At 35.6% G+C, this 13,903-nt stretch carries 8 protein-coding genes and 1 tRNA gene; 5 read left to right on the forward strand and 4 right to left on the reverse strand.

The annotated features are described in order from the left end of the window. Window positions 1–85 precede the first annotated feature (85 nt). Window positions 86–1,474, reverse strand: a complete 1,389-nt coding sequence (locus tag BLW28_RS05960) for an exopolysaccharide biosynthesis polyprenyl glycosylphosphotransferase (protein WP_073219624.1) — start codon at window positions 1,472–1,474, stop codon at window positions 86–88. Window positions 1,475–1,681: 207 nt separating this feature from the next. Continuing rightward, a complete protein-coding gene (locus BLW28_RS05965; RefSeq protein ID WP_073219627.1) occupies window positions 1,682–2,704 on the reverse strand; it encodes a glycosyltransferase family 4 protein in 1,023 nt (340 codons plus the stop codon). 660 nt (window positions 2,705–3,364) lie between these two features. Between BLW28_RS05965 and BLW28_RS05975 the strand changes: the two genes are divergently transcribed. From BLW28_RS05975 to secA, 3 genes are all read left to right on the forward strand, one after another. Beyond that, entirely contained in the window at window positions 3,365–3,940 is a 576-nt protein-coding gene (locus BLW28_RS05975) for a cob(I)yrinic acid a,c-diamide adenosyltransferase (RefSeq protein WP_073219630.1), read from the forward strand. A 196-nt stretch (window positions 3,941–4,136) separates the two neighbouring features. After that, entirely contained in the window at window positions 4,137–4,358 is a 222-nt protein-coding gene (locus BLW28_RS05980; protein WP_014782927.1) for a DUF2795 domain-containing protein, read from the forward strand. A gap of 233 nt (window positions 4,359–4,591) precedes the next feature. Further along, window positions 4,592–7,948, forward strand: coding sequence for a preprotein translocase subunit SecA (gene secA, locus BLW28_RS05985; RefSeq protein WP_073219633.1), 3,357 nt, complete (start codon window positions 4,592–4,594; stop codon window positions 7,946–7,948). A gap of 666 nt (window positions 7,949–8,614) precedes the next feature. On the opposite strand, the gene BLW28_RS05990 is transcribed toward secA, so the two are convergent. Continuing rightward, window positions 8,615–8,688: transfer RNA gene (locus tag BLW28_RS05990), tRNA-Met, on the reverse strand. A gap of 233 nt (window positions 8,689–8,921) precedes the next feature. Between BLW28_RS05990 and BLW28_RS05995 the strand changes: the two genes are divergently transcribed. Then, window positions 8,922–10,124 (forward strand): metallophosphoesterase family protein, encoded by a 1,203-nt coding sequence (locus tag BLW28_RS05995; protein ID WP_073219635.1) that lies wholly within the window; start codon window positions 8,922–8,924, stop codon window positions 10,122–10,124. Window positions 10,125–10,127: 3 nt separating this feature from the next. After that, complete coding sequence (locus BLW28_RS06000; RefSeq protein WP_073219638.1) at window positions 10,128–13,163, forward strand: AAA family ATPase; 3,036 nt, start codon at window positions 10,128–10,130, stop codon at window positions 13,161–13,163. A 107-nt stretch (window positions 13,164–13,270) separates the two neighbouring features. Here BLW28_RS06000 and azu read toward each other — a convergent pair whose 3' ends face one another. Next, entirely contained in the window at window positions 13,271–13,786 is a 516-nt protein-coding gene (gene azu, locus BLW28_RS06005; RefSeq protein WP_073219641.1) for an azurin, read from the reverse strand. Between the last annotated feature and the right edge of the window lie 117 nt (window positions 13,787–13,903).

Below are 13,903 nucleotides of genomic sequence, written 5' to 3' on the forward strand. Positions count from 1 at the left end.
ATGTTTGAAGAATTTAAAAGTCGCTAAAATATTCAAAATAAATCTATTTCAATCACAACAAAATTGATATTCAGAATACCAATGTTTATTGTCCTCTAAAAAAAACGATTGTACTTAATGTTTTAATTATTACAACCACATCTAAGAACAGGCTACGATGTTTAATGTAATAAAGGTCATATTGAAGTTTTTCCAGAGAATCTTCTTCACTTGAACCGTACTTAGCATTAACTTGAGCCCATCCGGTAATGCCTGGTTTTACAACGTGTCGCACTTCATAAAATGGCAACTTCTCTGCAAGACTCTCAACAAATTCTGGCCGTTCTGGACGCGGACCAATAACACTCATATCTCCTTTTAAAACGTTTAGAAACTGAGGGATTTCATCAAACCGCGTTTTTCTTAAGAACCTTCCAAATTTGGTAACTCGTACATCTCTTTCCTGTGCAAATTGTGCTCCATTTTCCTCGGCATTTTTGACCATGCTTCGCAATTTATAAATTTTAAAATGCTCGCCATTTCTACCAACTCGAATTTGAGTGTATAACAAACTACCACGGTTACCTAAAAGATTCCCTATAAGAACAATTGGCAATAGTAATAAACCAGAAGCAAGTCCCAAGCCACCTAGCACAAGATCTAAAATCCTATTAAAAAACAAATAAAGCTTGTTCTGATTATTGCGGCTAAAGGGAAAATATCTATAAAAATCCCTTTCCACGTGCTGAACGGGAATCCGGTGAGTTAGTTCTTCATATACTTGAATATACTCACGTATAGACACCCCTCGCTCAAGCAATTTGATAAGTTTATTATTCAATTCTAGCGTAATACCCTCAGAGAGTGGCGTACACACAACAATTTCAGAAATTGTGGTGTCTTCGGCCATGAGAGCAAAATCATCTAAATTAAGCTTTACAATTTCTTGATCACTTATCACGATAGAATCATTTGACGATGTATCAAAATATCCAACTACCTTATAATTCGGGTCAGACTTCTGAAGAGATCCCACTATTGTATCTACATGTTCTCCGTGTGCTACCAGTAATGTACGTTTATAAAATCGCGGAGCTGATACGAAAGAAATATAAGCATATCGCCATAATAATAAGGCTACATTAATAGCTAAAAAGAAATAGACAATTTGCAAACGATTGGTTGGTAAGCTTGGCGTGTAAAAAGGTGTTAACAAGTAAAAAAGTACCGTAATAGAAGATGTAATAATTACATTTTTGACTACCACCTCAAATTTACTTGCCTTTTGAAGGTTATAAAGCTCGAAAATTGTCGCAAAAACAGTTAAGTAGACACTTAAAACAATAGACCATACCCAATGCTCGGAGTTTATAATAAAATACTCAAAATCGAAAATGACACCTACTAAATATAATAAGGTTAAAACAGAAGCAACGTCCAATATTCTGAGTAGTACCTTCCTTTCAGATATATCGAAATGAATATTATTAGGCATTGGTTAGTTATGGTTTTTTAAAAGTAGTTAAAAATAATTGTTTTTTTTTAATAAATTTCTTTTTAACGTGAGGGGGAAAACTTCAATGTGTGGGGAAAGTAGTAATTCGTTGACAATTGAATTAATTGAGTTTAAAATTCATATTTAAACTTCATTCTTTACAATACCTTTAAAATAATGTTGCAAATATAGTAAACAAAATTTCACCTATGAGCTAAATAATTCAAACCATTGTTTTTTGACGACTTGCCAATCAAAATTTTCGACCTTTGCACGTCCATTGAGTGATAGTTTCTCTGATCTAGAAGGATTTTCACAAAGATTAACAATAACATTTATAAAGGCTTTAGGGTTATTCGGAGGAATTAAAACTCCATTTATATCTGTATCAACCAGAAAAGGAACGCCCCCAACATTCGTCGAAACAATAGGTAAGCCAAGTGCCATGGCCTCCATAACACTCACCGGCATATTATCAAAATTAGTGGTATTTATAAATATATCGTAGTTCTGCGAAAGTGCAATCCATTCAGCTTTTGTCAAAATTCCTGTAAAAGTTATTGGAAGATTCCTTTCTGTTGCTATTTTTTTACAGTTTTGCAAGGAACCATCTTTTTCAGGTCCTACCATACATAGTTCTACATCAATACTTAATTTCTTTAAACCTTCCACTATTTCCAATGCCAATAGGGGATTATATATTTCAGCAAATGATCGCACCCACAACAATTTTGGCTTAATAGCTTTTCGAAGTTTAAAAGGATAATTATTCAATGCTATAGTATTGGGTATGTAAGTAAGGCTATAAAACCCATTATTTTTAAATGAACTCATTAAATATTGAGAAGGGGCAACATTTGTTTTCGCCTTTGAGAATAGTTTTTGGCTCAATCGCTTACTTCTGATGAGACGATTAGGTAGATTACCTCCCCGCAAAATAGGAACATAATCAAGTTCGAATAGCCTACACATACTTGCCACTAGGACTGCATAATAAAAATTCTGTGTACTATACGTGTCTATTAAAACTAGAGACACCTTTTTTCTAAATTTAATAACAGTAAAGGCCATGTCAAAAACACGGCAAAATTTATTTTTTTTGGAAGATGATGTAATAACCGTGTAACCCTCATCAAGAAGAAAACCACCTAAGGTCTCAATAGAAGTTGCCGTACTGCCTGAACTGGCTAATTTGTTTCCTATATAGAGGATACTGATTGTTCGTTTCATTTATACTTCAGAATAATATTAATCAAGAAGTTTCGTCAGAATCACTTTGCTTAACTTTCAAACGCACTTTCTTAACTGGCTCAGAGCTTAAGTTTAACAAACATAGAGCGTAAATAAAAGCTGGTGCTGCAATTCGCATTGCCGAATGTGCAATGGTTAAAAACCAAATAAACCCCGCTCAAAAATATATGTGAAATATCATTATTCATAACTAATTAAAAACCTATTTCTATTATAAATTAAACATTTCTAATCGCTACATCTATTCTCAAAATACTTTAGCTCAAGAACAATACAATTATTAAAACATATTCATCTCGAACCGAGTTTAAGCCCTTACGAATATTACGGCTCCAATTTCAATAACTTGAAAAAAATATATTGGCTTTTAATTGAACTCTTATTGTAAACAAGAATATTTCACAAATCAGCAATTAATAATACATTTTTAAACGGTCGTAAAAGTATAAAATTAACGGAGATTGACCTTCTGAATTTTTAAAAATTGAAATTTAGATAATTGGAGGGTATTCATTTCATAAAAACCTAAAAACCAAACGACCTAAAATTCACATTAACACATCAAGTAAAATATGAACAGTATTAATATCGTAATTTGTAATTTTGAAAATTCTATACTCACGCAACATCACAATTAATATGAAAATTTATACTAAAACAGGAGATCAAGGCACCACAGCTCTTTTTGGAGGAAGCAGAGTTCATAAACATAACGCGCGCATCGAAAGCTATGGAACGGTCGACGAACTCAACTCGTATATAGGAATGATTCGTAGTCAGGAAATTGATGAACACACAAAAAACACATTAATTAAAATTCAAAACAAGCTGTTTACTGTTGGATCAACATTAGCCACAGCTCCAGAAAAAGCAGTTTTAAAAAGCGGGAAGGAAAGACTTAAGATAGAAAAAGTAAATGAGGCTCACATTGAGCTTTTAGAACTTGAAATGGACACCATGAACGAAGCGCTTCCAGAATTGACTCATTTTATATTACCTGGCGGAAACACTGCCGTGTCATATTGTCATATAGCACGAACTGTTTGTAGGCGTGCAGAACGCCGTGCCACCCTTCTAAACGAAACAGAACCCATAGATCCACTAGTTTTAAAATATTTAAACCGCCTATCTGACTATCTCTTTGTACTGGCACGAAAATTGTCAAATGACTTAAATGCAGATGAAATTCAATGGCTTCCTGAGCAGCTAGATTAATTAAAACCTGTAGTTTTCTTAAAAATTACGAATAATTGCAGATTTCTAAGAAATAACACCTTTAAACCTCTAAACACAACTCGCTGGTTTTCAGATAACAAACAACGTTCTTTAAAATATAGCAGAAATAATTGAGATTTTCCTTGACTTTTTGATCTAAAAAATTACTTTTGCAGAAAATTAAAACCTAATCGCTATGTATTGGACATTAGAACTTGCATCTTATTTAAGCGATGCTCCGTGGCCTGCTACCAAAGATGAATTGATTGATTATGCAATCAGAACAGGCGCTCCGTTAGAAGTGGTAGAAAACCTTCAAGCTATCGAGGATGAAGGAGATTCGTACGACTCTATCGAAGAAATTTGGGCGGATTACCCTACAGACGATGATTATCTCTGGAACGAAGATGAGTATTAACCCCTTGACAGGGAATTAAATAAAATATGAAAAAAAAGTCTCTTTTAAGAGGCTTTTTTTCGTTCAACATAGCTGTAAAATTAACACACGAATACGTGTAAATCGTGGGTTTGTTAATAGATAAGCTAAATTAAAATCACTAATTTGGGACACGGATTACACCATCCAATAGACCGAATAAAACAGACTGAAAGACGTTGATTTACAACAACGTTTCAAAATAAAAACACATTATGGGAATATTAGACAAAGTAATAAAAGTTTTTGTAGGAGATAAATCCAAAAAGGATATTGGGCAAATTCAGCCAATTGTCAATGAAATTAAGAAACACGAGGCCGCACTCGAAAAAATTTCCCACGACGAACTTCGGGCAAAGACAGAATACTTCAGAAATACTATAAAAGACGCTCAGACGGATGTTCAGAAACAAATAGACGATCTTCAAAAACAATCTGAAGAAGAGCAAGACATCAACAAAAAAGAAGAGTATTACAATCAAATCGATAAGCTTAAAGACGATTTGTATGAAATAGAAAAAACTACGCTTAACAAAATCCTTCCAGAAGCTTTTGCCGTAATGAAAGAAACTGCTAAACGCTTTAAAAATAACGAAACCATCACGGTGTCCGCAAGTCCATTTGATCGAGAAATATCTTCGGAAAAAGAGTATGTTACCTTAGAAGACGATAAAGCAATCTGGAAAAACTCTTGGGATGCCGCAGGAAAACCCATTACTTGGGATATGGTTCATTACGACGTACAATTAATTGGAGGTATTGCTTTACACGAAGGTAAAGTAGCCGAAATGCAAACCGGGGAAGGAAAAACACTGGTTGCAACCTTACCGATGTACCTAAACGCATTAGCAGGAAAAGGGGTTCACCTAGTAACCGTAAACGACTATCTAGCAAAACGTGATAGTGCTTGGATGGCACCATTGTTTCAATTCCACGGAATTAGCATTGATTGCATTGATTATCATCGTCCAAATTCTGCCGCACGTGCAAAAGCCTATTTAGCCGACATTACCTACGGAACAAATAATGAATTTGGTTTCGATTATTTGCGTGATAATATGGCGCATTCACCAGACGACTTGGTACAACGCCCACATCATTACGCAATCGTCGATGAGGTGGATTCGGTATTGATTGATGACGCCCGAACTCCTCTCATTATTTCTGGACCAGTTCCAGAAGGCGATAGGCACGAGTTTAACGAGCTAAAACCAAAAATCAGTGATATTGTTGAAGTACAGAAGAAGTATTTAACAGGTGTGTTAGCTGAAGCAAAAAAATTAATTAAAGAAGGTGACCATAAAGAAGGTGGATTCCAGTTGCTTCGCGTGTATCGAGGCTTGCCTAAAAATAAGGCGCTAATTAAATTCCTTTCGGAAGAAGGAGTAAAACAAATTCTTCAGAAAACTGAAAATCATTATATGAGCGACAACAACCGCGAAATGCCTAAAGTAGACGCGGAATTGTACTTTGTAATCGATGAAAAAAATAATCAGATTGAACTTAGTGACAAAGGTGTAGATTATCTTTCAGGAAAAGGCGATCCCGACTTTTTTGTGATGCCAGAAATTGGAACCGAAATCGCAAAAATTGAAAGTCAAGGACTTCCTCCTGAAAAAGAGGCTGAGCTTAAGGAAAATCTTTTCCGTGATTTCTCAGTGAAAAGTGAACGAATTCATACAATGACTCAATTACTTAAAGCATATACTCTTTTTGAAAAAGACGATCAATATGTAGTAATGGACAATAAAGTAATGATCGTTGACGAACAAACAGGTCGTATTATGGATGGCCGTCGATATAGTGACGGATTACATCAAGCTATTGAAGCTAAAGAAAATGTGAAAATCGAGGCTGTTACACAAACTTTTGCAACCGTTACCCTTCAGAATTATTTCAGAATGTATCGCAAGCTTTCTGGAATGACGGGTACTGCCGTTACAGAAGCAGGAGAACTTTGGGAAATATACAAATTGGACGTTATGGAAATCCCAACCAATCGCCCAATAGCGCGTTTTGACCGTGAAGACAAAATTTATAAAACAAAACGTGAAAAATATAACGCCGTAATTGAAGAGGTTGTAGCCCTTTCAAATGCAGGAAGACCTGTATTGATTGGTACTACTTCGGTTGAAATATCAGAATTACTCAGCCGAATGTTGAGTATTAGAAACATTCATCACAACGTATTGAACGCAAAGCTTCACAAGAGAGAAGCAGATATTGTTGCCGAAGCTGGAAAAAGCGGAATTGTAACTATCGCAACCAATATGGCTGGTCGTGGAACGGATATTAAGTTAAGCGACGAGGTGAAAAAAGCAGGCGGTTTGGCCATTGTAGGTACCGAACGTCACGATTCTCGTCGTGTAGACAGACAGTTGAGGGGTCGTAGTGGTCGTCAAGGAGATCCAGGAAGTTCACAATTCTATGTTTCTTTGGAAGACAACCTTATGCGTCTCTTCGGAAGTGAGCGTATCGCCAAAATGATGGACCGTATGGGCCTAGAAGAAGGCGAAGTAATACAACACTCAATGATTTCAAAATCTATTGAACGCGCCCAGAAAAAGGTAGAAGAAAACAACTTCGGAATTCGTAAAAGACTTTTGGAGTATGATGACGTAATGAACGCCCAACGTGAAGTAATTTACAAACGACGTTATCACGCATTATTCGGAGACCGACTTCGTGTGGATATTGCAAATATGATTTATGATACCTCCGAGGTAATTGCCGAAAGTAACAAATTAACCCAGGATTATAAAAATTTCGAATTTGAACTGATTCGTTATTTCTCAATGAGCTCTCCTATTTCTGAGAAGGAATTTGAAAAAATGGATACGTTAGAAATTGCTGGAAAAGTGTATAAAGCGGCATACAAGCATTACCACCAAAAAATGGAGCGCAATGCAGAAATTGCATTCCCAGTAATCAAGCAGGTATACGAAACTCAAAAGGATAAGTATAAGCGTATTCTTGTTCCTTTTACCGATGGTGCAAAAACTTTAAACGTTGCTACCGACCTTGAGAAGGCATACGAAACCGAAGGGAAGCAGTTAGTGCACGATTTTGAAAAAAATATCACACTAGCAATCATTGACGATTCTTGGAAAACACACCTTCGTAAAATGGACGAACTTAAACAGTCTGTTCAGCTTGCCGTTCACGAGCAAAAAGATCCGTTACTTATCTATAAGTTTGAAGCCTTTGAGCTTTTTAAAGCGATGATTGAAAAGGTGAATAAAGACGTAATTTCTTTCCTTTTCAAAGGAGAATTACCAGAGCAAGACCAACAAGAAATTCAAGAAGCTCGCGAAGTAAAACGAAAAGAACAACTAAGCGAACAGAAGGATGAAATCCCGAATATGGATGAGCGTGCTGCCCAATCAAGAGCTGCGGGCAATACTCCAACACAACAGCAAGTTACAGAAACCATTGTGCGTAAACAGCCAAAAATAAACCGCAACGAAAAAGTAACTATCAAGAATGTGCTTAGTGGAGAAAACAAAACAATGAAGTTTAAACAAGCCATTCCTTTACTAGATAAAGGAGATTGGGTTTTGGTGGATAACTAAATGTAAAATTTAAATTAGACGTGATAAATGGGATAGAATCTGAATTTTATCCCATTTTTTTGTCATAATATTTCCATTTCAAAATATTACAAAAACTTCAAAATGAAGGATAATCTTTCCTATTACTTGCATAGTATTGATTAGCAACTAATCATCTCTAGATGTATTCCTCATCCTTCGCAATTATCCAACAACAAGCTAATAGCAATTCCAGAAAGCGAGTCCCCCTTTAATTAAAGTATGATTACAGTATCTTTATAGCGTATTTATAGCGTGTTTATAGCGTGTTTATAGCGTGTTTATAGCGTGTTTATAGCGTGTTTTTAGGGTATTTTTAGGGTGTATTAACCGTATTACATTCATATATCATACATTCAACCTTCCTTTTATATTGCGTAAAAAAGAGGTTTTTAGAATACGCTTTGCTATCGTAAACCAGGAACATAAATTGCCATAAAACACACTGTTTTAAAACTTACGTAAATCAGAGTGAGCGCAGTCGAACCCGTATAGTTCAGAGGAGCTAATAACAGACAATTCTTTCTAGTAAGGTAAACTACAATCTTGGCATAAATACAACAATTGTACTTGATCCATAATCGTGCTGGTGGCTTTTCAAAACCCTCATAAACGAAAAAATCCTTCCCAAATTGAGAAGGATTTTTGTAGCGAGATCGGGACTTGAACCCGAGGCCTCCGGGTTATGAATCCGACGCTCTAACCAGCTGAGCTACCTCGCCATTTAACTTCGTATAAATACAACCTTATACTTTAGCGGGTGCAAAGATAAAAACAAAATGATGAGGAACAACAATAAGTTTGCTTTTTTACAATTTTTCCATCATTTATGGCGTCAAATAAAAAATAAAGCTCTTTTTAATCTGAAAGATTGAGCCCACCAACTCTTTCAAAGCTAAAAACCGCTAACATTTCGTTTTAGTTTCAATAAATTTGTGACAAACACTTCTAAAACATGAAAATTCTCCACACCTCCGATTGGCATATTGGTAAACAGCTTCACAAATACGATTTAAGCGAGGATTTAAATTACTTCTTTGAATGGATTGTTACTTATATAAAGGATGAAAACATCGACGTGCTACTCATTTCTGGCGATATATTCGATCAAGCAAATCCTTCGCAAGCAGCTTACAAACAATATTACGATCTATTAAAGCAATTGATAAATCTCGACTGCAAGATTATCCTAACTGGCGGAAACCACGACTCCGCTTCCGTATTGAATGCACCCAAAGAATTGCTAAAAACTTTTGACATTAGTGTTATAGGCGGTGCCACCGAGGATTTTTCAGAAATGTTCGTCGAGTTCGAAAAAAATGGTGAAAAAATTGTTGTCGCAGCCATTCCTTTCCTAAAAGATCGGGATATTCGAAAATCTGTTGCAGGCGAAACCTACGCGACTAAAATCGAACAAATAAAAATGGGATTGCAGACATATTTCTCAAATATCAATGCACATTATAAAAACAATTATTCCGATGCAATATACATTCTTATGGGCCATTTATATGTGCAAGGGAGTCAGCTTTCAGAAAGTGAACGCGATATTCAAATTGGGAATCAGGCAGGCATAGAACCCGGTATATTTGAAGGGGTTCCAGATTATGTAGCCCTTGGACATATTCACAAACCACAAGTTATTTCTAGAACAAACAACATTCATTATTGTGGTTCGCCAATTCCTTTGAGTTTTTCTGAAAAGGAAGATTGTAAGCAAATTAACGTAATTCATATTCAAAATAATAAAATCGAAAATGTAGAAGTAGTACCCATTCCAAAACACAGAAACTTAATCACTTTTCAAGGAAGTTTAGAAATGGTACAAGAAAACCTGAGCACATTTTCAGAACAAACAACTTTAAAATCCTTAGCTGAAATAATCGTACATGAACAATCAGAAAGTATAGAAATCCGACAAGCATTCGAGGAATTAATCACTTCACAATCCAATGAAAAGATTGAAGTCGTAAAATCGCGACTTATTTTCACCAAGTTAATCAGAGGTGCTACCGATGCGTTCGTTGTGGGCACCGATGTTGCAGATGTAACACCAATGCAAATGTTTGAAAAGAAACTCGAGCTGCTAAGTGAAATGGAAAATACAGAGGAATTAAAAAATGCTTTTCGCGAAATCTTAGAAGAATTGAACCTTTAAAACATGAAAATCACAAAAATACGTTTCGAGAACATTCACTCCCTTAAAGGAACGCACGAAATAGATTTCGCAGGCGGAATCCTAGGAGAAGCTGGATTATTCGCCATAACAGGGCCTACTGGTTCTGGAAAGTCTACTTTATTAGATATCATTACGCTTGCCATTTACAATCGCATTGCACGAGTAGAAAAGTTTATAACCAAAACTGTTCTAGAAGAAGATGGCGGCATTATGACCCGAAATATGCAACACTGTTTTGCCGAAGTTGAATATCATGTAAATGGTAAGACCTACCGAAGCCATTGGTCTATTGAGCGAAATAAAAACAACAATTTAAACAACCGTAAACAAGAGCTCGTTGAAATAGCATCAGGAACCATCTTAGAATCGGGAACCAAAACCCCTGAAAAAAACGAAAGCATTATAGGGCTTAGCTATGAGCAGTTCGTGAAAGCAATGGTGCTTTCTCAAGGAGAGTTCAGTAAACTCCTCCAAGCACCCAGAAACGAGCGCAATAAGCTACTCGAAGATATAACCGGCGCACGCTCCTACCGTGAAATAGGTAAAGCAGTTTTTCAACGTTATATACACTTTAAAGATCAAGTAAAGCTTAAAGAAGCTGGCTTGGAAAGTATGGATGTCCTTGCCCCAGAAATTGTTAAAGCAAAAACTGAAGAATTAAAGTCTTTAAACGCAGCGAAGCCTGAGGTTGAGGCAACATACCAAAGTGCAAACCAAAAAATAAGTACGCGGAAAGAATTACTTAAAAAGCTGGCAGAGCAACAAACATTAAATAATAACAAGAAAGTTCTAAAGGACCATCTTGAAAGGTTTAAAGAAAATAAAGAGAAACTTGAACGACACGAAAAGTTCTCCAAATACACCAACGATTTACGTGACTATAATGCTATATTAAAAGAAGTTGAAAGTCACAAGTCACAAATAGCAAGTTTACTAAAACAAAAAGCGGAGGAAGAAACTAGACTAAAAATGCATTTAAAAAGCAGTTCTGAATTGGTTCATGAACAACTTGACGTTTCAAATGCTAATGAGCGATTAGCACAGTTTAGAACAAAAATTACAAATATTCAGGCCCAAGAAAACACCAAGCAAACTGAAGCTAACCTTATTCTTACTCAAATTCTTGGATATGGAAAAAACATAATTCAATTAGGATATAATTTTCAAAAACCTAAAAACCCTTCAGAACTCAAACCCGAATTAAAGTCACTTCACAAAATAATTCAGGAAAGCATTGAAGCTTCAGGTATTGATTCTCTTGCCAATTTAAATTCAAAATTAGACTCGCTTCGAAAGTCGAACGATATTGCAGTTGAATTCCTAAGTAAAAAACAACAATCGATAAAGCTTCGAAAAGACCTGCAAACGTCTAAAAAGAATTTGGAAAATGGTGAAGAAAACATTGCTAAGGATTCAAAAACAATAACGCTTCTTAAAAAAGAAAGAGGTGTTCTAGAATCAGAGATTGAAGCACAAGTTTTAATATTGGAACACCAACGGAAACACCAAAGTTTGGATGATCACCGCGCACAGTTAAAACCACACAATCCCTGCCCTCTTTGCGGATCGTTGGAACACCCATACGCTTCGGAGCAACCACTTTTTGATATAAAAGAAGATGTTCTAAAAGAAAACCAAAAACTACTAAAAACAAAGTCTGAATTAGAAATCGGTCACCGACAAAAAGTCAAATTTCAATTAGAAATTAACGAAAGAGTAAAAAATGAAATTGAGGTTCAAACTACTGAATACACCCAACTTATAAATACACTTAAAGAGTTATCCCAATCTTTATCTTGGAATTATCAAGACAATTTGGAGGTTTTACAAGCGAAACGTCTTCAATTAAATTCACAAATTGAGTTATTAGAAAAATCGAAACAAGCATTTCAGGCTAGTGCAATCCTTGAAGACATCAAAAAAAGCACAATACAATGGGAAGAAACATTGAGCACATTCCAGAGCCTAAAAGAAGAACGAACAAAGCTGTATTCGAGAAACAACATAGATCGAGAAACAAGTGATTTAAGCGTTAAAATAACACAATCTACCGTGCGCATCTCGAGTCTAAATTCGCAATGTAATGAAACACAAGCCAAGCTCGGTATATTAAAATCTGAAAAATCGATCAAGCAAAGTTTTTTAGATACGATAGTTATAAATGAAGGTTTAGACAGCATAGCGCAATTAAAATCTTTCATTTTAGATGAAGAAATAGCAGCTAGTTATCGAAAAAAAGACGCGCAATTAAAAGATGGCGCTGCCCGATTGTCTGCAATAGAGAAATCAATCTGCAAGGAATTGAAAGAGCTCAACGAGAAGGATGATAATACTATTTCAATGGAAAGCTTAACCGATTCGTTTGAAATGACTAAACAGAAATGGAGCGAACTTTCAGAAAAAATCGGAAAAATTACCGAGAGCCTAAAAAAAGATGCAGAAACCCGAGCAAAACAGCAACTGTTTATAACCGAACTAAATTCCCTTAAAAAAGATCAAGCTTTGTGGAAAACCATGAACGACCTAATTGGGGATGCAACAGGTAATAAATTTTCAAATTTCGTACAAGATTTAACTTTGGAACAACTTATCGGTTTTGCCAATAAACGTTTAACCGAGTTTAGCGATCGTTATTTACTCGATATTCCAACAACTAAAGAAGCCGATAAAAGCGATACTTTAAAGGTTTTTGATAAGTATATGGGGAATGCCCGCCGTTCGGTAAAAACGCTATCTGGAGGAGAAACATTTTTGGTAAGCCTAGCAATGGCTTTTGCTTTGTCCGATATAGCCTCTCGAAACGTAAAAATAGAATCGCTGTTTATCGATGAAGGCTTCGGAACCTTAGACCCAGAAACTTTAGATCAGGCCATCACAATCCTTGAAAAGATGCAAAACGAAGGAGATAAATCAGTTGGAGTAATTTCGCACGTGAGCGCTCTGAAAGAACGAATCACTACCCAAATTAAATTAGAAAAAAGCAGTTTAGGGTATTCTACAATCAATGTTGTACAATGATTTAATAAAATGTTATTCGAGTAAGCAGACGCAATATTTGAGTTCTGTAAAACAAAAAGAGGGTTGCAAAATTGAAACCCTCTGAAAATTGATATAATAAATACGATTTATTCTACGATAAGCTTTCCTTGCATTAAAGCATAATGACCAGGGAAAGTACACATAAATGTATAGGTACCAGGAGCAGGAGCGTCAAATTCAATAGTATCACTCTCTCCCCCACCAAGCATTTTAGTATGAACAATAAACTGGTCTGCCATATCGGTAGGAATGTAATCAGTTTCAACTGCTAATGCCGCTGCTTGACCAACTGCAGCCATATCTGCACCTTGTACAAGTAGCGCCCAGTTATGCCCCATTACATTAACACCCATTTTACCAACATGTTTTAAAGTTAACCTTACCTTTTGTCCAGCCTTTACTTTAATTTCGTCTTTGTTAAATTTCATCTGATCATTACCAGTAATCGTGATGTTTGCAACAGCGTCATCAACCACCTCTTCTTTGACGGGAGCTTTCTCCTCTATTTTAGTGCCAATTTTCACATCAGATTTTTCTTCTTTTTTGTTGTCACCACAGCTAATGGCCAAAGCGGCAGCAAAGATTAAAATTAAATTTTTCATTTTATATAGTTTAGATTAATTATAAATTATACGCAAAATTAACCTCAATTTTCAGCAATTCAAAATCTTAAGAGAATGAATTTTCATAAATTAAATAAACTTCACGAATTCAACACA

Origin of the sequence: Aequorivita viscosa (genome assembly GCF_900106795.1) — a bacterium.
Classification (GTDB): domain Bacteria; phylum Bacteroidota; class Bacteroidia; order Flavobacteriales; family Flavobacteriaceae; genus Aequorivita; species Aequorivita viscosa.

Coding starts and splice junctions, on each gene's coding strand:
- BLW28_RS05960 (WP_073219624.1), bottom strand. CDS start 1,474: ATGCCTAATAATATTCATTTCGATATATCTGAAAGGAAGGTACTACTC.
- azu (WP_073219641.1), bottom strand. CDS start 13,786: ATGAAAAATTTAATTTTAATCTTTGCTGCCGCTTTGGCCATTAGCTGT.
- secA (WP_073219633.1), top strand. CDS start 4,592: ATGGGAATATTAGACAAAGTAATAAAAGTTTTTGTAGGAGATAAATCC.
- BLW28_RS06000 (WP_073219638.1), top strand. CDS start 10,128: ATGAAAATCACAAAAATACGTTTCGAGAACATTCACTCCCTTAAAGGA.
- BLW28_RS05965 (WP_073219627.1), bottom strand. CDS start 2,704: ATGAAACGAACAATCAGTATCCTCTATATAGGAAACAAATTAGCCAGT.
- BLW28_RS05975 (WP_073219630.1), top strand. CDS start 3,365: ATGAAAATTTATACTAAAACAGGAGATCAAGGCACCACAGCTCTTTTT.
- BLW28_RS05980 (WP_014782927.1), top strand. CDS start 4,137: ATGTATTGGACATTAGAACTTGCATCTTATTTAAGCGATGCTCCGTGG.
- BLW28_RS05995 (WP_073219635.1), top strand. CDS start 8,922: ATGAAAATTCTCCACACCTCCGATTGGCATATTGGTAAACAGCTTCAC.